Raw genomic sequence first — 20175 nt, 5'->3', positions numbered from 1 at the left:
GTCGGGCCATCTAGGGGAGGGAACGATGAGCCGTTACGTCGGGGCCATCGACCAGGGCACAACCAGCAGCCGCTTCATCGTGTTCGACCGGGAGGGCAGCGTGATCGCGCTCGCCCAGGCCGAGCACGCGCAGATCTACCCGGCTCCCGGCCACGTCGAGCACGACGCCACGGAGATCTGGACGAAGACCCAGAGCGTGATGCGCGAGGCCCTGGAGAAGGGCGGGCTCCAGCCCTCCGACCTCGCGGCAGTCGGCATCACCAACCAGCGCGAGACCACGCTGATCTGGGACCGGACGACCGGCAAGCCCCTGCACAACGCCCTGGTCTGGCAGGACACCCGCAACGACCGGCTGGTGGGCGAGTTCGCCCGCGACGGCGGCCGCGACCGGTTCCGCGATCTCACCGGCCTGCCGCTAGCGAGCTACTTCTCCGGCCTCAAGCTGCGCTGGCTGCTCGACCACGTCGAGGGCGCCCGGCAGAAGGCCGAGGCCGGGGACGTGCTGTTCGGCAACATCGACACGTGGCTCGTCTGGAACCTGACCGGCGGCACCGAGGGCGGCCTCCACGTCACCGACGTGACCAACGCCAGCCGCACGCAGCTCATGTCGCTGAAGACCCTCGACTGGGACGAGGGCATGCTGACGACCTTCGGCATCCCGCGGGCGATGCTGCCGAAGATCGTCTCGTCGAGCGAGGTCTACGGCGAGACCAGGGCTCCGTTCGCGGGCGTGCCGATCGCCGGCATCCTGGGCGACCAGCAGGCGGCCCTGTTCGGCCAGACCTGCTTCGCGCCGGGCGAGGCCAAGAACACCTACGGCACCGGCTGCTTCGCGCTGATGAACACCGGCGAGGAGCCGGTCCCGTCGAAGGCCGGCCTCGTCACCACGCTGGCCTACCGCCTCGACGGCCAGAAGCCGGCCTACGCGCTTGAAGGCTCGATCGCCATCACTGGCGCCCTGGTGCAGTGGCTGCGCGACAACCTGCACATGATCAAGGATTCCGCCGAGGTCGAGACGCTCGCCACGACGGTCGAGGACAACGGCGGCGTCTACTTCGTGCCGGCCTTCTCGGGCCTCTACGCGCCGCACTGGAACGAGGGCGCCCGCGGCCTGATCATCGGCCTGACCCGCTACGTCAACCGCGGCCACATCGCCCGCTCGGTGCTGGAGGCGACCGCCTTCCAGACCCGCGAGGTGCTGCAGGCCATGGCCAAGGATTCCGGCATCCCCGTCAAGGAGTTGCGGGCCGACGGCGGCATGGTCGCCAACAACACCCTGATGCAGTTCCAGTCCGACCTGCTCGACGTGCCGGTGGTGCGCCCGAAGGTGGCCGAGACCACGGCGCTCGGCGCAGCCTACGCGGCGGGTCTCGCGGTCGGCTACTGGAAGGGCCTCGACGACCTCAAGCGCAACTGGGGCGTCGACAAGCGCTGGACGCCGAAGATGGATGCCGGCCAGCGCGAGAAGATCGCCGCCGCCTGGAGCCGGGCTGTGCAGCGCTCCTTCGACTGGAAGACCGACGAGGATTGAGACGGGCTCGGGGCGCACACGCCCCGCGCAGTCCCACTCGCGCCCGCATCCGGAGCCGCTGCGCGGCGGCCTCGAAGAAGGGCTCCAGATCGCCGCGGGATCCCCGGAGGCCTTCGAAGAGGCCTCCGAGGCGCTCCGGTACCGCAGGAGAGGGCGCCGGCCACGATCTGCGTAACCATTCGGTGACCGCCACCGGCGTTCACGCGCTCGCCAAAGCTTTGAACTTTCACAAAAAGCAGCGAACGGGGGAGACGAGACGATGACATCACCCTTCCTGGGCGAATTCCTGGGCACCATGACCCTGATCGTGCTCGGCGACGGCGTCGTGGCCGGCGCCCTGCTCAAGCATTCCAAGGGCGAGAATGCCGGCTGGATCGCTATCACGGCGGGCTGGGCCTTCGCGGTCCTCGCGGGCGTCTTCGTGGCCAACGCCACCGGGAGCGCCGACGCCCATATCAACCCGGCCGTCACCGTGGCGGGCGCGGTCAGTTCCGGCGATTTCAGCAAGATCCCCGTCTACATCCCGGCCCAGATGCTCGGTGCCTTCGTGGGCGCCGTGCTCGTCTGGCTTCACTACCTGCCGCACTGGGGCGCGACCCAGGATCCCGGCCTCAAGCTCGCCTGCTTCTGCACCGGCCCGGCGATCCGCGACGCGAAGGCCAACTGGATCTCCGAGATCATCGCGACCTTCTTCCTGATCCTGACGATCTCCGCCCTCGTGACCACCACACTGGGCTCGGCCGGCGCGATCCCGCGGGCCGTCGCGCCCTACATGGTCGGCATGCTGGTCTGGGGCATCGGCCTGTCGCTCGGCGGCACCACCGGCTACGCCATCAATCCGGCCCGCGACCTCGGGCCGCGCGTCGCCCACGCGGTGCTGCCGATCGCCGGCAAGGGCAGCTCCGACTGGGGCTACGCGCTGATCCCGGTGGCCGCGCCCCTGGTCGGGGCGGTGCTGGCCGGGCTCTTCGTCCGGGCGCTGGGGATCTGACGGAACGGCCGCACCCTCAACCACCGCGGGGCGGCCCGGCGTCGCGGCGGTTTGCGGCGCGCGGCCTTGGGCCTTAAGTCAGGGCGATCCCGACCGCGCCCCTGGGGCGCCTCCCCGCGGTGTGCCCCCGACCCATGGCCGTCGTCCTCGACACCCTGAAGAACGATCCGCGGCCGGTCCGCCTGCGCCACCCCGAGAAGGCGCACCGGCCCGACCAGCCCGTCCAGGCCAAGAAGCCGGACTGGATCCGCGTGAAGGCGCCCGGCTCCAGGGCCTGGTCCGAGACGCAGAAGATCGTGCGCGAGCACGGTCTGGTCACGGTCTGCGAGGAGGCGGGCTGCCCGAATATCGGCGAGTGCTGGGAGAAGCGGCACGCCACCTTCATGATCATGGGCGACACCTGCACGCGGGCCTGCGCCTTCTGCAACGTGCGCACCGGCCTGCCCGACGCCCTCGACCTGGGCGAGCCGGACAAGATCGCCGATTCGGTGGCCAAGCTCGGCCTGCACCACGTGGTCATCACCTCGGTGGACCGGGACGACCTGAAGGACGGCGGCGCCGAGCATTTCGCCCGGACCATCGCGGCCATCCGGCTCGCGAGCCCCGGCACGACCGTCGAGATCCTGACGCCCGACTTCCTGCGCAAGGACGGGGCGCTGGAGGTCGTGGTCGCCGCCAAGCCCGACGTGTTCAATCACAACCTGGAGACGGTGCCGGCCAAGTACCTCACGGTGCGGCCGGGTGCCCGCTACTTCCACTCGGTGCGCCTGCTGCAGCGGGTGAAGGAGCTCGACCCGACGATCTTCACCAAGTCCGGCATCATGGTCGGGCTCGGCGAGGAGCGGAACGAGGTGCTCCAGCTCATGGACGACCTGCGCTCGGCCGAAGTCGACTTCCTCACCATCGGCCAGTACCTGCAGCCGTCGAAGAAGCACCACGAGGTCGTGCGCTTCGTCCCCCCCGACGAGTTCAAGGCCTACGAGACCACCGCCTACGCCAAGGGTTTCCTGCTGGTCTCGGCCACGCCGCTCACGCGCTCGTCGCACCATGCCGGCGAGGATTTCGCGCGTTTGCAGGCGGCGCGTCTGGCCAAACTGTCGCCCGCGCTCTCGGCCTGAGGATATCCGAAGACCATGCCGTCCTTCCGGGTCACCCGCGCGGTGAAGCACACGCCGCAGCAGATGTACGACCTCGTCGCCGACGTGGAGCGCTACCCCGAGTTCCTGCCGCTCTGCGAATCCCTGCGGGTGATCCGTCGGCAGGACATGCCCGAGGGCGGGCAGGTGCTGATCGCCGAGATGGGCGTCGGCTACAAGGCGATCCGCGAGCGCTTCACCACCCGGGTCACCCTCGATCCGGCGAGTCTCAAGATCGTCGCCGAGTACATCGACGGCCCGTTCCGGCACCTGGAGAACCGCTGGCTGTTCAAGGACGGCCCCGACGGCGGCTGCAACGTCGACTTCTTCATCACCTACGAGTTCAAGAGCCGCACCCTGGGGCTCCTCATGGGCACGATGTTCGACCGCGCCTTCCGCAAGTTCACCGACGCCTTCGAGGGGCGGGCGAACCGGATGTACGGGGCGCGGGCTTAGCCGCCGTCCTCGCGCGCGCCGTGAAGCGACCCGGGGAAATGGGACGCCTCCGAATGTGGCGTTGCCCTGGATCGCTTCGCTGCGCTCACAAAGACGGTGCGCAGGGATGGCGTCAGGCCCGCAGCGACACGCGCACGTGCTCGGGCCGCACATACATCCCGATCCTCCGCGCCGGCAGGACCTGAAGCCGCGGCAGGGCGTCGAGGAGGCGCAGGGCGAGCGGCGCCCGGAACGGCACGTCGGCCGCCAGCGACGCGGCGATCACGCGGGACTGAATGGGGGAGGGCGCGGAAGCGCTCGGTGAAGCCCGGCTCGTCCATCGGCCGGAGGGGTGGATGGTCTCGCCGCGGAAGTCGCGCAGGAAGTCCGCGTGCTGCTCCAGAACGGTGACGTCGAGGCTCGCGCGGACGAAGAGCAGGCCGGCCATCGTCCGGGCGGGGCCCCCGCCGACGAGGCAGAGGCGGGTCGTCACCGTACCCGAGGGCCGTCCTTCCCGTGCCGCGATCAGTCGCCGAGGGCGTCCTCCAACAGACCGAGCGCGTCGGCCACGGCGGCGCGGCGGATGCCCGCGCGCCCGAGATCGCCGTAGCGCCGCTCCAGGTGGCGCGTGTCGCCATCTCGCCGACTGAGGCCGAAATGCACCAGCCCCACTGGCTTCTCGGCGCTCCCGCCCCCCGGGCCGGCGATGCCGGTGATCGCCACCGCGACGGAGGCCCGCGACGCGGCCAGCGCCCCGGCGGCCATCGCCCGCGCCACGGGCTCGCTGACCGCGCCGTGCCGGCGGATCAGGTCGATGGGCACACCGATCGCCTCGGCCTTCGCGTCGTTCGAGTAGGTGACGAAGCCGCGCTCCAGGACGGCCGACGAGCCCGGCACCGCGGTGAGCAGCCCGGCCACGAGGCCGCCCGTGCAGGATTCGGCGGTGGCGACGGTGCGCCCGTCCGCCGCGTAGGCGGTCACCAGCGCCTCGGCCCGGGCGAGAAGCTCTGCGTCGTCGACCATCGCGAACGGGCTCCCCTCGGGCGCCGCCGCCCTATCTCCTGTTGTGACCCATGGCCGAGCCCGGCTCAAGGACCGGCGGCCGCCGACTGGAGACAGCCCTTCCATGATCTTCCCCGCGACCACGGCCTTCTACGCCGGGCTGCTCGCCCTCGTGTACCTGGGCCTCTCGGGATGGGTGATCGGGGCCCGCGTCTCCGGGAACGTGCTGCTCGGCGACGGCGGCGACGACACGGTCCTCAGGCGCGTGCGCTCGCACGCCAATTTCGCGGAATACGTGCCGCTGGCCCTGATCGTCATCGGCCTGCTGGAGGCGAGCGGCGGCAGCCACGGGCTCGTCCGGGCGCTGCTTGTCGCCCTGCTGGTCGCCCGGATCCTGCACCCGATCGGGATGTTCGCGCCCCCGAACTCGCCGCGCCAGTTCGCCTGCCGGGGCGGCGGCATCCTGCTGACGATGGCAGTCCTGGGCGTCGCGGCGATCGCGCTGCTGGTGCGGGTGGCCTAACACCGAGCGCGACGCGCCCGGTCCTGGCCGCCCAGCCCTGGCCGCCCAGCCCTGGCCGCTCAGCCCTGCCGCATCGTCGTCTCGGCCTGCGCGTCGAGGGCGGGGCCGTCCTCCTCGGGCAGCCGGACAGTCGCGGCCGCCTGGGCGGCGAGCCCCTCCGCCCGGCCGACGAAGCCGAGCTTCTCGGTGGTCGTCGCCTTGATGGAGACCGCCGAGAGCGGGACGCCCGCGATGGCGGCGATGCGCGCGCGGATCTCCTCGCGGTGCTTGCCGATGCGGGGAGCCTCGGCGAGCACGGTGATGTCGAGGTGGTCGATGCGGCCGCCGCGGGCACGGACGAGGTCGCAGGCATGGGCCAGGAACTGGTCCGAGGAAGCCCCGCGCCAGCGCTCGTCGGAGGGCGGGAAGTGGGTGCCGATATCGCCGTCCGCGATGGCCCCGAGCAGGGCGTCGGTCAGGGCGTGCAGCGCGACGTCACCGTCCGAATGGGCGAGCACGCCGCGGTCGGCGGGGATCTTCACTCCGCCCAGCCAGACATGGTCGCCGGTGGTGAAGGCGTGCACGTCGAAGCCGGTGCCGAGGCGGGTCACGTAGGTGGTCATGGCGCGGGCTCCCGGCGCTGGCAATGCGGTGGTCTCGGTCGCGAAGGCGCGGTCCGCCTCGATCAGGTCGGCGGGCTGGGTGATCTTGCGGTTGGCGACGTCGCCCGCGAACACCACCACCGGCAGGCCGGCCCATTCGGCGAGGGCGCCGTCGTCGGTGAAACCGTCGAGGCCCTGCGCGGCGGCGTCCCGGTGGGCGCCGAGCAGGGGGCCGAACACGAAGGCCTGGGGTGTCTGGACCGCGCGCAGGTGCTCCCGCGGCGGGGTCTCGTGCACCCGGCCGATGCCGGGCGCGATGTCGACGACGCGCTTGACCGTGTCGGTGACCGGCACGCCGGGAACGGCCGCCCCGTGGTCGCGGCCGGCCGCGATCGCCCGGGCGATCAAAGCGGAATCCACGTAGGGGCGAGCGGCATCGTGGACGAGCACGATCTCGGGCGCGTCGCCGGCGGCCAGGGCCTCGAGACCGGCGCGCACGGAGAGCTGGCGGGTCGCGCCGCCCTCGACCGGCGGCGTGATCTTGGCGCGGATCGCGGGCGCGAGCTCCTCCAGGCAGTCGCGGAAGAACTCCGCCGCGTCGGCGGCGATCACAGGCTGGATCCGCGCGATCGCGTCGTCCGCCGCGAGCGCAGCCAGGGTGCGGGTGAGGACCGCCTGGCCGCCGACGCGGCGGTACTGCTTGGGGGTGCCGCCGCCGATGCGGATGCCGCGTCCGGCCGCCACCACCACCGCGGCGACGCCGGCTCCCGCGCTGGCGGGTCCGGTGGCTGGCGTGCCGGTGGCGGGCATGGGCAACGAGCTCGTGACGTCCTGAGGGGCGGAATGGCGGCCAGCGCGCGGGCCAGGCGTGCCGCCGTGACCCTGCCGCGGAGGGTGCCCGTCGTTTAAGCGGGGGAGGGCCCGAAATCAACGCGCGGTCCCGCTTGCCAGCGGACCGGCTTTGCCTCATTGTTGTGCAGAATGACGACTGACCAATATTTGAGCGCGCTGCGCCGTGCGGGAGCGACCGCGGAGGGGGCAAACGGGACCGATCCCGCCCCGCTCTGCCTGCTCGCGCCGCTCTCGGGCGTCACCGACCTGCACATGCGCCGCATCGCCCGCCGCTGCGGCGCCGACGCGGTCGTCTCCGAGATGGTGGCGGCCCGGGAACTCGCGCGCGGGTCCGGCGAGGCCGCGATGCGCGCCGAGGGCTCCGGGGTCGACCTGCACGTGGTCCAGCTCGCGGGCTGCGAGGCGGGCCCGATGGCGGAGGCCGCCCGGATCGCGGAGGCCGGGGGCGCCGACGTGATCGACGTGAACATGGGCTGCCCGGCCAAGATCGTGACGGGGATCGCCTCGGGCTCGGCCCTGATGCGCGACCTCGACCACGCCGAGCGCCTGCTCGCCGCGGTCCGGTGCGCGGTGTCGGTCCCGGTGACGGTGAAGATGCGCCTCGGCTGGGACGACGCGAGCCGCAACGCCGCGGATCTCGCCGCCCGGGCCGAGCGGCTGGGCCTGAACGCCGTGACGGTCCACGGGCGCACCCGGCAGCAATTCTACAAGGGCAGCGCCGACTGGTCGGCGATCCGGGCCGTCGTCGCGGCGGTGTCGATCCCGGTGATCGCCAACGGCGACGTGACCGACCTCGCCAGCGCCCGCGCCTGCCTGGACGCCTCCGGCGCCGCGGGCGTCATGATCGGCCGTGCGGCGACCGGCCGCCCCTGGCTGGTCGGCCAAGTCGCCGCGGCGCTCGCGGGCCGGCCGGCCGCGGAGCCGTCCCGGGCCGCGCAGGCCGCCCTGGCCGCGGAACACTACGCGGGGCTGCTGTCGCTGTACGGCCGCGACATGGGCGTGCGCCACGCCCGCAAGCACCTCGCCGCCTACGCCGAGACCGGCGGCGCGCTGGGTTCCGCGGAACGCGCGACCCTCCTCACCACCACCGACCCGGAGATCGCGCTCAACCTGCTGGCCCAGGCCTTCGCGGGCGCGACGAACCCCGTGCAGGAGGCCGCGTGAGCGACGAGCCCCTCCCGCGCGAACCCGGCACCCGGCGCGACACGGCCGCCGAGGCCGTCCTGAACGCGCTGCCGCTGCCGGTCCTGACCATCGGCGCCGACGAGCAGATCCTCCACTGCAACCACGCCGCGGAGGCGTTCTTCGACTACTCGGCGCGGCTGATGCAGCGCCGGCGGCTGCGCGACATCATCCCGTTCGCCTCGCCGATCATCGCGCTCGTGGCCGAGGTCCGACGGCGCCGCGCGAGCGTCAGCGAGTACCGGGTCGAACTGACCCAGCCGCGCCTCGGCCTGGAGCGCAGCGTCGACGTGTTCGCGACGCCGCTCGGCGACGACGGCGAGGCCGTGGTGATGATGCTCCAGGAGCGCACCATCGCCGACAAGATGAACCGCCAGCTCACCCATCGCGGCGCGGCGCGCTCGATGGTGGCGCTCGGCGCGATGCTGGCCCACGAGATCAAGAACCCGCTCGCCGGCATCCGCGGCGCGGCGCAGCTCCTCGAGAGCACCGGCGCCGAGGAGGACCGGCTGCTCACCCGCCTGATCTGCGACGAGTCGGACCGGATCGTCCGCATCGTCGAGCGCATGGAGCTGTTCGGCGACGAGCGCCCCTCGGATCGCGGCGCCGTCAACGTCCACGGGGTGCTCGACCAGGTGAAGCGCTCGGCGCAGTCGGGCTTCGCGCGGCACATCCGGTTCATCGAGACCTACGACCCATCGCTGCCGCCGGTGCTCGGCAACCGCGACCAGCTGATCCAGGTGATCCTGAACCTCGTGAAGAACGCCGCCGAGGCGATCGGCCCGGACGCGGTCGAGGGCGAGATCACCCTGTCGACCGCCTTCCGCACCGGCCTGCGCCTGCAGGTTCCGGGCTCCCGCGAGCGGGTCAGCCTGCCGATCGAGGTGGCGGTGCGCGACAACGGCCCGGGCATCTCGGCCGACCTGCTGCCCGACCTGTTCGACCCGTTCGTCACCACCAAGGCGCAGGGCTCCGGCCTGGGTCTTGCTTTGGTGGCCAAGATCGTCGGCGATCACGGCGGGATCGTCGAGTGCGATCCCGCCCCGCGCCGCACGGCGTTCCGCATCCTTCTGCCGATGTCGAGTGCCCGGGACGGGCGCGAATCGGCGGTCGATCCGTGATGTCGATCCCCGAATCCGGCCCCCCGTCGGAGGTCTGAGTAGAGAGTCATGCCGAACGGCCACATCATCGTCGCCGACGACGACGCCGCCATCCGCACCGTGCTGAACCAAGCGCTGTCCCGGGCGGGCTACGAGGTCCGCTCGACGGGCAACTGCGCCACCCTCTGGCGCTGGGTCGCGCAGGGGGAGGGCGACCTCGTCATCACCGACGTGGTCATGCCCGACGAGAACGTGTTCGACCTGCTGCCGCGCATCAAGCGGGTGCGGCCGGAGCTGCCGATCATCGTGATGAGCGCGCAGAACACCTTCATGACGGCGATCCGCGCCTCGGAGCGGGGCGCCTACGAGTACCTGCCGAAGCCCTTCGACCTGAAGGAGCTGATCGCCATCGTGGGCCGGGCGCTCTCGCGCCCCCGCGGCGCGGCGCCGGCCGGGGCGCCCCCCGAGAACGAGGACATCCCGCTGGTCGGCCGCTCGCCGGCCATGCAGGAGATCTACCGGGCGCTCGCCCGGCTGATGCCGACCGACCTCACCGTGATGATCACCGGCGAGTCGGGCACCGGCAAGGAGCTGGTCGCCCGCGCGCTGCACGATTACGGCCGCCGCCGCACCGGCCCGTTCGTGCCGGTCAACATGGCGGCGATCCCGCGCGACCTGATCGAGTCCGAGCTGTTCGGCCACGAGAAGGGCGCGTTCACGGGGGCGCTCCAGCGCTCCGCCGGCCGGTTCGAGCAGGCCGAGGGCGGCACGCTGTTCCTCGACGAGATCGGCGACATGCCCATGGAGGCGCAGACCCGGCTGCTGCGCGTGCTCCAGCAGGGCGAGTACACGACGGTGGGCGGGCGGGTCCCGATCCGCACCAACGTCCGGATCATCGCGGCCACCAACAAGGACCTGCGGGTCTCGATCCAGCAGGGCATCTTCCGCGAGGACCTGTTCTTCCGCCTCAACGTCGTGCCGCTGCGGCTTCCGGCCCTGCGCGAGCGCTCCGAGGACGTGCCGGACCTCGTCCGCCACTTCTTCGTGCTGGTCGAGCGCGAGGGCCTGACCCGGAAGACCCTCGACGGCGACGCCATGGAGCGGCTGAAGCGCTACCGCTGGCCCGGCAACGTCCGCGAGCTCGAGAACCTCGTCCGGCGGCTCGCCGCCCTCTACCCGCAGGAGACGATCACCGGCCCGGTGATCGAGGCCGAGCTCGACACGCTGCCGCTGGCGACACCCGCGGCGCCGGCCGCCAACGGCGCCGCCCGCAAGGCCAACGGCGAGTCGGAGACCCTGTCCAGCGCGGTGGAGCGCCACCTCTCGGACTACTTCTCCGGCTATCGCGACACGCTGCCGCCCCCCGGGCTGTATCACCGGATCCTGCGGGAGATCGAAGGCCCGCTGATCGGCGCGGCGCTCGCCGCCACCCGCGGCAACCAGATCCGGGCCGCGGAGCTGCTCGGCGTCAACCGCAACACCCTGCGCAAGAAGGTCCGCGACCTCGACCTGCAGGTCTTCCGGACGGCGCGGTAGGGCGATCCCAGGCCGATCCGGCCAAGATCCCTCATCCCGAGGCGCCCGACGCGCCTCGCGATGAGGTCCGAAACGGGATGAGCGCGCTCCGGCCCGCTCTCAGCGGCCCGGCAGGATCGGGTCGCCGCGCATCAGCGCGTGCAGCCGCTCCGTGTCGAACCCGTTGGGGATGCTGGGCACGGCCGGCTTCGGCGCCGGTGCGGCCTTCGCCGGAAGCGGGATCGACCCCGTCGCCGACGGCTCGGCCTGGGCGGCACGGACCACCGGCGCCGGCGCCAGATGGGCGAGCCGGTCGGCGCTGACGAGGGCGACGGTCGCCGTCGAGACGAGGACGAGGACGGCGCCGAGGAGGGAACGCAGGATACGCAAGCGACCACCCGGGACGCGACTTGAGACGGCAACAGATTTACGGCGCGGCCGTTAACGAAGCCCCACTCCAAGTCTTCGGGAGGCGATATTGACCAACGTCCAGGCCACCGCGAGCGACAGCCCGTTCATCCAGGGCCGCAACGCGCGCCTCTACGGGAAGCCCGTGAGCGAATGCCCCTATCCGGAGGGCTCCCAGGAGCGCGCCGCGTGGATGGAGGCCTACGAGGAGGCCGTGGTCTCGGATCCGCCCGAGAAGCCGTGACGGCGGAAAACGCGGCGGCCCGGCACTGCGAGCCCGCGCGTCCGGCTTGACCTCGCCGGGCGCGGCGCGCTTCGTGCGGTGCACCGCAACGCGATCTCCGAGCCTCGATGTCCCTGAAGCCCTCGCCCGACGCCACGCAGACCTTCGCGCCCGCGACGCGCCTCGTCCACGCGGGCCGCGACCCGGGCGAGCAGCACGGCTTCGTGAACACGCCGATCTACCGCGGCTCCACGGTCCTCTACCCGACCTACGACGCGATCAAGAACCGGCGCGGGCGCTACAATTACGGCACCTCGGCGACGCCCACCATGGACGCGCTGACGGGGGCCTGGACGGAACTCGCCGGCGCCGCCGGCACTGTCGTGACGCCCTCGGGCCTGGCGGCGCTCACCGTCGCGCTGATGGCCGCGGTGTCGGCGGGCGACCACCTCCTCGTCACCGATTCCGCCTACCGGCCGACCCGCCAGTTCTGCGACGGCGTGCTGGCGCGCTACGGCGTCGAGATCACCTACTACGACCCGGTCATCGGCGCCGGCATCGCGGAACTGATGCGCCCGAACACCCGGGCCGTGCTGGTCGAGGCGCCCGGATCTCAGAGCTTCGAGATGCAGGACATCCCGGCTATCGCCGAGGTGGCGCACGCCCACGATGCCTGCGTGATCATGGACAATACCTGGGCGACGCCGCTGCTGTTCCCGCCGCACGCGCGCGGTGTCGACATCGCGGTCGAGGCCGGCACCAAGTACCTGAGCGGCGGCTCGGACCTGCTGATCGGCCTGACCTCCGCGAATGCCCGGTACTACCCGGCCGTGCGCCGCACCTTCGACCATTTCGCCATGTGCGCCGGCGCCGAGGACATCTTCCTGGCGCTGCGCGGCCTGCGGACGATGAACCTGCGGCTGCGCGAGCACGGCCGCGCCGGGCTGGAGATGGCCCAGTGGTTCCAGGCGCGGCCCGAGGTGCTGCGGGTGCTCCATCCCGGCCTGCCGGAGGATCCGGGCCACGCGATCTGGAAGCGCGACTTCGCGGGCGCCTCCGGTCTGTTCGGGGTGATCCTCAAGCCGGTGCCCGAGGCGGCGGTGGCGGCCATGCTCGACGGGCTGCAGCTCTTCGGGATGGGCTTCTCCTGGGGCGGCTTCGAGAGCCTCGTGATCCCGTTCGACTGCGCGGGCTACCGGACCGCGACCCGGTGGGCCCCCGGCGGACCGGCGCTCCGCTTCCACATCGGCCTCGAGGACACCGCCGATCTCAAGGCCGACCTCGACGCCGGCTTCGCGCGCCTCCGGGCGGCGTCGTAGGGCGGTCCCGTCCACGACAGGCGGGGACCGGCGAACCTCAGGGCCGGGACCCGCGGCGGGAGCGGCGCCACATCCGCGCATCGTGATGTGCGCGCGCGCCGTCGCGACCGGCGACGGCACCGCCGTATTTGACCTCGCGCCGTGTTCCTGATTGACCGGCCCGGCATGACCACGAGCCTCTCCGCCGGCGGCGCGCCGCGCCTTGCCCCCGTCGACCGGATCGGCCGCGGGCTCGACGCGCTGAGCCTCACCCACGGCAGGGCCGCCGCCGCCCTGCTGGCGCTGTGCCTGCTCCTGTTCCTGCCGGGCCAGATCTCGCTGCAGCCGATGGACCGGGACGAGCCCCGCTTCGCCCAGGCCTCGAAGCAGATGCTGGAGAGCGGCGACCTCGTGGATATCCGCTTCCAGGGCGAGGCGCGGCACAAGAAGCCGGTGGGGATCTACTGGGCGCAGGCCGCCGCCGTGGCGGCCGGCGAGGCGCTGGGCGTGCCCAGCGCCCGCACCCAGATCGCCCTGTACCGCATCCCGTCGCTGATCGGCGCCGTCGCCTCGGTCCTGCTCGCCTACTGGGGGGCGCTCGCCTTCCTGCCCCGACGGTCGGCGCTACTCGCCGCCGCCCTCTACGGCGCCTGCCTGATGCTCTCGGCCGAGGCCCACCTCGCCAAGACGGACGCGCTGCTCGCCGCCTGCGCCACCGCGAGCCTCGCCGCGCTCGCCCGCGCGTGGCTGGCGCCGCGGGACGGCAGGCCGGTCTCGGGGCCGACCTTCGCGGCGTTCTGGCTCGGCATGGCGGTCGGGATCCTGGTGAAGGGGCCGATGGTGCCACTCTTCGTCGCGCTGCCGGCGCTCGGCCTGTCGCTCGTCGCGCGGTCCGGCCGCTGGCTGCTGCCCCTGCGGCCGTGGCCGGGCCTCGCTCTGACGCTCCTGCTGGTGGCGCCCTGGTTCGCGGCGATCGCCTGGAAGAGCGGCGGCGCGTTCTACGCCGAGGCGGTCGGGCACGACATGCTCGGCAAGGTCGGCGGGGTGGCCGAGCGGCACTGGGGACCGCCCGGAGCCTACGCGCTCGTGTTCTTCGCGACCTTCTGGCCCGGGGCGGCCTTCGCCGCCATGAGCCTGCCCTTCGCGTGGCGGGCGCGGCGGGAGCCCGCCGTGATCTTCCTGATCGCCGCGGTGCTGCCGGCCTGGCTGATCTTCGAGGCGGTGCCGACCAAGCTGCCCCACTACGTGCTGCCGCTGATGCCCTGGCTCGCGATCCTGACCGTGCTGGCGCTGAACCGGGGCGCGCTGGACCCGCGCCTGCGGGGCGCCCGCCTGACTGCCCTGCTGCTGCCGGCGATCCCGGTCGCCCTGACCCTCGGCCTCTGCCTCGCCGGCTGGCGCCTCGACGCCCACACGATCCCGTGGCCGGCCCTCCCGCTGCTCGCCGTGGCCTGCGCAGTCGCATTCCTGGCCTGGCTCGCCTTCGCGCACGGGTCGGCCGAGCGCGCGCTCGTCCTCGGCGTGCTGGCCTCCGCCCTGCTCGGGCCCGCGGTGCTCGGCGTGGCGCAGCGCTCGCTGCCGGCCCTGAAGGTCTCGCCGCGGCTCGCGGCCCTGCGCGAGCGGATGCCCTGCCCGAACCCGCTCGTGGCGAGCCTCGGCTACCGCGAGCCGAGCCTCGTCTTCCTCGTCGGCACCGGCCTCGCCCTGCCGCCCGACGGCGCCGCCGCCCGATCTTTCCTCGAGGGCGGCGGCTGCCGCCTGCTCTTCGTGGAATCCCGGGACCGCGACGATTTCAACGCGGCCTGGCCGGTGGGACGCGGCGCGCCCGCGCCCCTTGCGGAGGTCGAGGGCTTCAACCTCAACACCGGCCGCCGGGTCTTCGTGACGGCCTACGCGGTGGCGCCGTGAGCGGATCCCCCCATCTCAGCGTCGTCGTTCCGGTCAAGAACGAGGCCGGCAACATCGCGCCCCTGGTGGCCGAGATCGAGGCCGCCTGCGCGGGCCTCGCCTTCGAGCTGATCTACGTGGATGACGGCTCCACCGACGGCACGCCGGCGGCCCTGGCGGCGGCCCGGGCGGGGCGCCCCTGGCTGCGGGTGCTGCGCCACGCGCGGAGCGGCGGCCAGTCGGCGGCGGTGCGCAGCGGCGTCCTGGCGGCCCGCGGCGGGATCGTCGCGACCCTCGACGGCGACGGCCAGAACGATCCGGCCTTCATCCCCGCGCTGCTCGCGGCCCTGGAGGCGGCGGGACCGTCGGCCGGCCTCGCCCAGGGCCAGCGGCGCGGCCGCAAGGACGGCCGCTTCAAGATGCTCCAGTCCCGGATCGCCAACGGCGTGCGCGGGCGGATCCTCAACGATTCCACCCGCGACACCGGCTGCGGTCTGAAGGTCTTCCGCCGCGCCGTGTATCTCAGGCTGCCGTACTTCGACGCCCTGCACCGGTTCATGCCGGCCCTGGTCGCCCGCGAGGGCTTCGCGGTCGTCCACCGCGACGTGGTCGACCGGCCGCGGCTGACGGGCGTGTCCAATTACGGCCTGTTCGACCGCCTCTGGGTGGGGCTTCTGGATCTCGCCGGCGTCTGGTGGCTGATCCGGCGCAAGCGCGCGGACCCGCGGCCCGAGGAGATCGCCGGCCCCGCCGGCGCGCCGGCGGAGCCGCCGGCCGGCCAACCCGCGGACCAGGACGTCGGATGCTGATCCAGCTCGCCCACGATCTGCCGGCCTATTTCTACGACGTGTTCGTCACCCGGCTCGACTTCTGGCTGGTGTTCGGAATCGTCGCCCAGGTGGTGTTCGGATCGCGCTTCATCCTGCAATGGATCGCCAGCGAGCGGGCCGGGCGGAGCGTGATGCCGCTGTCGTTCTGGTTCCTGTCGATCCTCGGCGGGATGATGACGCTGGTCTACGGGTTCGTGCGCCGCGAGCCGGTGATCATCATCGGCCAGAGCCTCTCCACCGGCATCTACCTGCGCAACCTCGCGCTGATCTTCCGCGAGCGGCGGAGGAAGCGGGGCGCCGCATGACACGGACGCCGCTGCCCGCCTTCTACGACGACCTCGACGCCACCTTCGCGGAGCTGTGGCGGCTGCTGGCGGACGGGGCCGCCCGTGGCCGTGGCGGCTTCCACCTGCCGACTCTGGCGACGCTCGGGGCCGACGGCGGGCCGCGGCTGCGCACCGTGGTCCTGCGCGCCGCCGACCCGGTCGAGGGGACGCTCCGGTTCCACTGCGACCGCCGCTCCGACAAGGCCGCCGAGATCCTGGCCGATCCGGCCTGCGCCCTCGCCGCCTACGACGCGGCCGCGAAGATCCAGATCCGCGTCGAGGGTCGCGCCGCGCTGCACACCGACGACGCTCTGGCCGAGGCGGCCTGGACCGGATCCCGGGCGATGAGCCGGGTCTGCTACGGGGCCGAGCCCGGCCCCGGCACGGCGCTTCCGGCGGGGGACGCCTACAGCCTGCCGGACGAGACCGCGGCCGCGACGCTCGGCCGGCCGCACTTCGCCGCCGTTCTGGTCCGGGCCGAGCGGCTGGATTTCCTCTATCTCGACCGCCGCGGACACCGCCGGGCCGCCTGGCATCGGCTGGCCGGCGGGTGGTCCGGTGGCTGGATCGCGCCGTAGCCGGAGCGCCGTCCGCGAGCCGGGCCGCCCCGGGGTCGGCCCGCCGGTCCGGATGGCAGCCCTGCACCGCCCGGTCTGTCGCGATCGGGCCGTCCGGGCTAAAGCCCGCGGACCCGGCCGCCCATCCGGGTCGACCGGGAGGACTCCGTGGGCCTCGTCTACGCGCTCGCCGCCTACCTGAGCTGGGGCCTCGTGGTCCCGGTGCATTTCCGGATGCTCGGGGCCTACACGCCGTACCACATCCTGTCGGAGCGGATCGTCTGGTCGAGCGTGTTCGCCGGCGCGCTGGCGCTGATCCTGGCGGCCCGCCACCGCCTCAACCTGCCGCTGCCGCTCCGGAAGCGCCACGCGCTGCTGGTGCTCTCGGCGGCGATGATCGGCGTGAACTGGCTGCTCTACCTCTACGCCGTCAGCGGGGGTCACCTGCTCGACGCGAGCCTCGGCTACTACATCAATCCCCTGGTGAGCGTGGCCTTCGGCCGGGTGGTGCTGGGCGAGCGCCTGCGGCCGGCGCAGGCCGTCGCGATCGGCATCGCCGCGACGGGCGTCGCCGTCGCGGTGGTGTGGGCCGGGGAACTGCCCCTGATGTCGCTGTCGCTGGCGGTGAGCTTCGCCCTCTACGGGCTCGCCCGAAAGATCGTCGGCGTCGACGCGCTGGTCGGCTTCCTGGCCGAGACCCTGCTGCTGCTGCCGGCGGCGATCGTCTGGCTCGTCCTGTCGCCCGAGCCGTTCCTGCCGGCCGCGCCGGGGGACCGTGCCCTGCTGATGCTGACGGGGCTGACCACCGCGCTGCCGCTGATCTGGTTCGCCGCGGCGGCGGTGCGCCTGCGGCTCACCACCCTGGGCCTCCTGCAGTACGTGGCGCCGACCTGCCTGCTCGTCCTGAGCGTCCTCGTCTACGGCGAGCGCGTCGAGCCGCATCGGGCGCTGATGCTCGCGCTGATCTGGGTGGCGCTCGCGCTCTACACGATCGACGCCCTGCGGTTTCGCCGGCCGCCGGCTCCCGCGGCCCCGCGGTCGGATCCGGACGCGATGCGTGTATAAGGAATACTGGTTCGAGCCGCCGCGGGGCGGGTGACGGGACAGCGTCGGGTCGATGAGCGAGACTGAGAGCGGCCCAGGATCCGTCACGGAGGCCGATTACCGCAACCTCGCCGAGACGCTGCCGCAGCTCGCCTGGATCGCCGAGGCCGACGGCACCATCGTCTGGTACAATCAGCGCTGGTACGACTACACGGGCACCTCCCTCGACGAGATGCGGGGCTGGGGCTGGCGCACGGTCCACCACCCGGACCACGTCGCGTCGGTGACCGAGCGCTACCGCGCCGCGATCACGCTGGGCCGGTCCTGGGAAGACACGTTCCCGCTGCGCGGCCGCGACGGGAGCTACCGCTGGTTCCTGTCGAAGGCGCTGCCCCACCGGGACGGATCCGGGCGGATCCTGCGTTGGTACGGGACCAACACCGACATCACCGTCCGCCGCGCGGTCGAGGAGCGCCTGCGCCATTCCGAGCAGCGCTTCCGGGCGCTGGTGGACGCCTCGGCGGCGGTGATCTGGAACACGGACGCGGCGGGCGAACTGATGCCGCCGCAGGTCCGGTGGAGCACCTATACCGGCCAGACCGAGGAGGCCTACCAGGGCTGGGGCTGGCTGGACGCCGTCCATCCCGACGACCGGGGCCACGCGGCCGATGCCTGGGCGGCCTGCGTGGAGGCGCGCGCGACCTACGAGGTCGAGTACAGGCTGCGCCGGCACGACGGGGCTTGGCGCGCCATGGAGGTGCGCGGCGTGCCGGTCCTCGCCGAGGACGGCTCCCTGCGGGAATGGGTCGGCACCTGCGTCGACGTCACCGAGCGCAAGGAGGCCGAGGAGGCGGTGGAGCGCGCCCGACAGGCCGCCGAGGCGGCCAACCGGGCGAAGAGCCAGTTCATCGCCAACATGAGCCACGAGCTGCGCACCCCGCTCTCGGCGGTGATCGGCTACTCCGAGATGCTCGGCGAGGAGTTGGAGGATATCGGCCAGGCCGCCCTCCTGCCGGACCTGCGCAAGATCGAGGCGGCCGCCCGCCACCTGCTGTCGCTGATCAACGACGTCCTCGACATATCGAAGATCGAGGCCGGGCGCATGACCGCCTCGGCCGAGACCTTCACGGTGGCCGACCTGCTCCGGGACGTCACCGACTCCACCGGCTCCCTGGTCGAGAAGAAGGGCAACCGCTTCGTCCTCGACGCCGGCGCGGCGGGCGAGGCCGGCCTCGGGTCCATGCACCAGGACCAGACCAAGATCCGCCAGTGCCTGCTGAACCTGATCGGCAACGCCGCGAAGTTCACCGAGCGGGGGACGATCACCCTGACGGTGCGGCGGCACCGGGACGCGGGGGCCGACTGGCTGTCCTTCGCGGTCGCCGACACCGGCATCGGCCTGACCGAGGCCCAGATCGACCGCCTGTTCGAGCGCTTCGTCCAGGCCGACGATTCGACCACCCGGCAGTTCGGCGGGACGGGCCTCGGGCTCGCCATCACCCGCGCGTTCTGCCGGACGATGGGCGGCGATATCGGCGTCGCCAGCACCCCGGGCGCGGGCGCGACCTTCACGATCCGCCTGCCCGCGACGCTGCGGCCCGAGGACGCGCCGCCGACGGAGGCCGAGGCGCACGCGCCGGTGGAGCCCCACGAGGAGCACGAGACGGTGCTGCTGGTCGACGACGACCCGGCCGCCCGGGAGCTGCTCCAGCGCTTCCTGGAGCGCGAGGGCTTCCACGTCCGCACCGCCAACGACGGCCGCGCCGGCCTGACGCTCGCCCGGGCCCTGAAGCCGCGGGCGATCCTGCTCGACGTCGAGATGCCGCGCATGGACGGCTGGGCGGTCCTGCACGCGGTCCGCAACGACCCCGACCTCGCCGGGACGCCGGTGATCATGACCTCGGTGGTGGCCGAGCAGGGGCTCGGCCAGGCGCTCGGCGCCACCGACTACTTCGTCAAACCGATCGACTGGGACCGGCTCAAGGGCCTGATGGAGCGCTACCGGCCCGCGGCGCCGAACGAGGCGCGGGTCCTCGTGGTCGACGACGACGCGGATGCCCGGGAGCGCCTGCGCCGGTCGCTCGGCCGCGAGGGCTGGACCGTCGACGAGGCGGAGAACGGCCGGATCGCCCTGGAGCGGGTCAGCCAGGCGCGGCCGAGCCTGATCCTGCTCGACCTGATGATGCCCGAGATGGACGGGTTCGGCTTCCTGCGGGCGCTGCGGTCGCGGCCCGACGGCGACGTGCCCGTGGTGGTGCTCACCGCCAAGGAGGTCACGGCGGCCGAGAAGGAGAGCCTGAACCGGCAGGCCGACCGGGTGATCGCCAAGGGCTCCATGAGCCTCGCGGAGATCGGCCGGCAACTGCGCGTCCTCTACGCGCGTTCGGCGACCGAGCCGGTGCCGGGGCAGCTCCAGGGATTGCTGGATCGGCTGGCCGAGAAGGACGCGGGAGAACCACGATGAGCGCGGACGGGATCGATCCGGAGAAGGCGGTGGCCATCCGGCTGCGGGCGCGGCTCGCGGTGGTGGAGCGGGCGGCGTGGTTCGGCTTCGTCCACGCGATGAAGACCAGGCCGGTCGAGACCGAGGCCTACATCGCCTCGGAGCGGGCGCGCTGCACGGACGGGTTCGGCAGCGGCGCCTGGGCCAAGGACCTCACCGACGCCGAGCGGACGATGCTCGCCGAGGAGGTCGACAGCGGGCTGGCGCAGCTGCTGGAGGATGCCCGCGCCGAGCTGTGAGGCTCGGCCGGC

At 72.8% G+C, this 20175-nt stretch carries 20 protein-coding genes and 1 pseudogene; 17 read left to right on the top strand and 4 right to left on the bottom strand.

The features are described from left to right. The first annotated feature begins 25 nt into the window (after nt 1-25). The 4 genes from glpK (at nt 26) to ACLBYB_RS14725 (ending at nt 4114) form a co-directional block, all read left to right on the top strand. Nucleotides 26-1531, top strand: coding sequence for a glycerol kinase GlpK (gene glpK, locus ACLBYB_RS14740; protein ID WP_447699200.1), 1506 nt, complete (start codon nt 26-28; stop codon nt 1529-1531). 259 nt (nt 1532-1790) lie between these two features. Next, nucleotides 1791-2522, top strand: a complete 732-nt coding sequence (locus ACLBYB_RS14735) for an MIP/aquaporin family protein (RefSeq protein WP_020095417.1) — start codon at nt 1791-1793, stop codon at nt 2520-2522. Between the two features lie 134 nt (nt 2523-2656). Beyond that, nucleotides 2657-3640 carry a lipoyl synthase gene (gene lipA / locus ACLBYB_RS14730; RefSeq protein WP_447699199.1) on the top strand — a complete coding sequence of 328 codons (984 nt, stop codon included), beginning with the start codon at nt 2657-2659 and terminating at the stop codon, nt 3638-3640. A 15-nt stretch (nt 3641-3655) separates the two neighbouring features. Beyond that, on the top strand, nt 3656-4114 hold the full coding sequence (locus ACLBYB_RS14725) for a type II toxin-antitoxin system RatA family toxin (RefSeq protein WP_020095415.1): 459 nt from the start codon (nt 3656-3658) through the stop codon (nt 4112-4114). Nucleotides 4115-4392: 278 nt separating this feature from the next. On the opposite strand, the pseudogene ACLBYB_RS14720 reads toward ACLBYB_RS14725, so the two are convergent. Then, a pseudogene (locus ACLBYB_RS14720) lies at nt 4393-4541 on the bottom strand (FAD-dependent oxidoreductase); the annotation flags it as partial. A 77-nt stretch (nt 4542-4618) separates the two neighbouring features. Further along, nucleotides 4619-5116, bottom strand: a complete 498-nt coding sequence (locus ACLBYB_RS14715; RefSeq protein WP_447681042.1) for a CinA family protein — start codon at nt 5114-5116, stop codon at nt 4619-4621. 103 nt (nt 5117-5219) lie between these two features. Between ACLBYB_RS14715 and ACLBYB_RS14710 the strand changes: the two genes are divergently transcribed. Then, on the top strand, nt 5220-5618 hold the full coding sequence (locus ACLBYB_RS14710) for an MAPEG family protein (RefSeq protein ID WP_020095413.1): 399 nt from the start codon (nt 5220-5222) through the stop codon (nt 5616-5618). A 59-nt stretch (nt 5619-5677) separates the two neighbouring features. On the opposite strand, the gene ACLBYB_RS14705 is transcribed toward ACLBYB_RS14710, so the two are convergent. Further along, on the bottom strand, nt 5678-7009 hold the full coding sequence (locus tag ACLBYB_RS14705) for a bifunctional 2-C-methyl-D-erythritol 4-phosphate cytidylyltransferase/2-C-methyl-D-erythritol 2,4-cyclodiphosphate synthase (protein ID WP_447699198.1): 1332 nt from the start codon (nt 7007-7009) through the stop codon (nt 5678-5680). Nucleotides 7010-7180: 171 nt separating this feature from the next. On the opposite strand from ACLBYB_RS14705, the gene dusB reads away from it, so the two are divergent. From dusB to ntrC, 3 genes are read left to right on the top strand one after another with little or no spacing between them, the layout of a single operon-like run. Continuing rightward, nucleotides 7181-8215: a tRNA dihydrouridine synthase DusB gene (dusB, locus tag ACLBYB_RS14700; RefSeq protein WP_447699197.1), complete on the top strand. Its 1035-nt coding sequence runs from the start codon at nt 7181-7183 to the stop codon at nt 8213-8215. Next, entirely contained in the window at nt 8212-9354 is a 1143-nt protein-coding gene (locus ACLBYB_RS14695) for a two-component system sensor histidine kinase NtrB (RefSeq protein WP_020095410.1), read from the top strand. Before dusB ends, ACLBYB_RS14695 begins: the two co-directional genes overlap by 4 nt. 48 nt (nt 9355-9402) lie before the next feature. Next, nucleotides 9403-10869, top strand: a complete 1467-nt coding sequence (gene ntrC, locus ACLBYB_RS14690; RefSeq protein WP_012319142.1) for a nitrogen regulation protein NR(I) — start codon at nt 9403-9405, stop codon at nt 10867-10869. Between the two features lie 99 nt (nt 10870-10968). On the opposite strand, the gene ACLBYB_RS14685 is transcribed toward ntrC, so the two are convergent. After that, the gene (locus tag ACLBYB_RS14685; RefSeq protein WP_056532366.1) at nt 10969-11238 is read right to left on the bottom strand and encodes a hypothetical protein; all 270 of its coding nucleotides are present in this window, start codon (nt 11236-11238) and stop codon (nt 10969-10971) included. An 88-nt stretch (nt 11239-11326) separates the two neighbouring features. Between ACLBYB_RS14685 and ACLBYB_RS14680 the strand changes: the two genes are divergently transcribed. From ACLBYB_RS14680 to ACLBYB_RS14640, 9 genes are all read left to right on the top strand, one after another. Then, nucleotides 11327-11500: a ribosome modulation factor gene (locus ACLBYB_RS14680; protein ID WP_012319140.1), complete on the top strand. Its 174-nt coding sequence runs from the start codon at nt 11327-11329 to the stop codon at nt 11498-11500. A gap of 107 nt (nt 11501-11607) precedes the next feature. Further along, nucleotides 11608-12798, top strand: a complete 1191-nt coding sequence (gene metC / locus ACLBYB_RS14675; RefSeq protein WP_132367446.1) for a cystathionine beta-lyase — start codon at nt 11608-11610, stop codon at nt 12796-12798. A gap of 165 nt (nt 12799-12963) precedes the next feature. Then, nucleotides 12964-14685, top strand: coding sequence for a glycosyltransferase family 39 protein (locus tag ACLBYB_RS14670; RefSeq protein WP_447699209.1), 1722 nt, complete (start codon nt 12964-12966; stop codon nt 14683-14685). Then, nucleotides 14682-15473, top strand: a complete 792-nt coding sequence (locus ACLBYB_RS14665; RefSeq protein ID WP_447699196.1) for a glycosyltransferase family 2 protein — start codon at nt 14682-14684, stop codon at nt 15471-15473. Before ACLBYB_RS14670 ends, ACLBYB_RS14665 begins: the two co-directional genes overlap by 4 nt. Then, nucleotides 15467-15799 carry a lipid-A-disaccharide synthase N-terminal domain-containing protein gene (locus ACLBYB_RS14660; RefSeq protein ID WP_020095404.1) on the top strand — a complete coding sequence of 111 codons (333 nt, stop codon included), beginning with the start codon at nt 15467-15469 and terminating at the stop codon, nt 15797-15799. The genes ACLBYB_RS14665 and ACLBYB_RS14660 overlap by 7 nt, the downstream gene beginning before the upstream one ends. Beyond that, nucleotides 15796-16398, top strand: a complete 603-nt coding sequence (locus ACLBYB_RS14655; RefSeq protein ID WP_447699195.1) for a pyridoxamine 5'-phosphate oxidase family protein — start codon at nt 15796-15798, stop codon at nt 16396-16398. The genes ACLBYB_RS14660 and ACLBYB_RS14655 overlap by 4 nt, the downstream gene beginning before the upstream one ends. Nucleotides 16399-16545: 147 nt before the next feature. Continuing rightward, the gene (gene rarD, locus ACLBYB_RS14650; protein WP_020095402.1) at nt 16546-17442 is read left to right on the top strand and encodes an EamA family transporter RarD; all 897 of its coding nucleotides are present in this window, start codon (nt 16546-16548) and stop codon (nt 17440-17442) included. Nucleotides 17443-17494: 52 nt separating this feature from the next. After that, nucleotides 17495-19885: a response regulator gene (locus tag ACLBYB_RS14645; protein ID WP_447699194.1), complete on the top strand. Its 2391-nt coding sequence runs from the start codon at nt 17495-17497 to the stop codon at nt 19883-19885. Then, complete coding sequence (locus ACLBYB_RS14640) at nt 19882-20163, top strand: hypothetical protein (protein ID WP_020095400.1); 282 nt, start codon at nt 19882-19884, stop codon at nt 20161-20163. The genes ACLBYB_RS14645 and ACLBYB_RS14640 overlap by 4 nt, the downstream gene beginning before the upstream one ends. Nucleotides 20164-20175: the final 12 nt, after the last annotated feature.

It is taken from the genome of Methylobacterium sp. D54C (assembly GCF_053345595.1).
This window is presented reverse-complemented; position numbering and strand designations above follow the sequence as displayed.

Bases quoted from the DNA above. Each gene is read 5' to 3' on its own strand.
- glpK (WP_447699200.1), top strand. From the start codon at position 26: ATGAGCCGTTACGTCGGGGCCATCGACCAGGGCACAACCAGCAGCCGC.
- ACLBYB_RS14735 (WP_020095417.1), top strand. From the start codon at position 1,791: ATGACATCACCCTTCCTGGGCGAATTCCTGGGCACCATGACCCTGATC.
- lipA (WP_447699199.1), top strand. From the start codon at position 2,657: ATGGCCGTCGTCCTCGACACCCTGAAGAACGATCCGCGGCCGGTCCGC.
- ACLBYB_RS14725 (WP_020095415.1), top strand. From the start codon at position 3,656: ATGCCGTCCTTCCGGGTCACCCGCGCGGTGAAGCACACGCCGCAGCAG.
- ACLBYB_RS14715 (WP_447681042.1), bottom strand. From the start codon at position 5,116: ATGGTCGACGACGCAGAGCTTCTCGCCCGGGCCGAGGCGCTGGTGACC.
- ACLBYB_RS14710 (WP_020095413.1), top strand. From the start codon at position 5,220: ATGATCTTCCCCGCGACCACGGCCTTCTACGCCGGGCTGCTCGCCCTC.
- ACLBYB_RS14705 (WP_447699198.1), bottom strand. From the start codon at position 7,009: ATGCCCGCCACCGGCACGCCAGCCACCGGACCCGCCAGCGCGGGAGCC.
- dusB (WP_447699197.1), top strand. From the start codon at position 7,181: ATGACGACTGACCAATATTTGAGCGCGCTGCGCCGTGCGGGAGCGACC.
- ntrC (WP_012319142.1), top strand. From the start codon at position 9,403: ATGCCGAACGGCCACATCATCGTCGCCGACGACGACGCCGCCATCCGC.
- metC (WP_132367446.1), top strand. From the start codon at position 11,608: ATGTCCCTGAAGCCCTCGCCCGACGCCACGCAGACCTTCGCGCCCGCG.
- ACLBYB_RS14670 (WP_447699209.1), top strand. From the start codon at position 12,964: ATGACCACGAGCCTCTCCGCCGGCGGCGCGCCGCGCCTTGCCCCCGTC.
- ACLBYB_RS14660 (WP_020095404.1), top strand. From the start codon at position 15,467: ATGCTGATCCAGCTCGCCCACGATCTGCCGGCCTATTTCTACGACGTG.
- ACLBYB_RS14655 (WP_447699195.1), top strand. From the start codon at position 15,796: ATGACACGGACGCCGCTGCCCGCCTTCTACGACGACCTCGACGCCACC.
- ACLBYB_RS14645 (WP_447699194.1), top strand. From the start codon at position 17,495: ATGAGCGAGACTGAGAGCGGCCCAGGATCCGTCACGGAGGCCGATTAC.
- ACLBYB_RS14640 (WP_020095400.1), top strand. From the start codon at position 19,882: ATGAGCGCGGACGGGATCGATCCGGAGAAGGCGGTGGCCATCCGGCTG.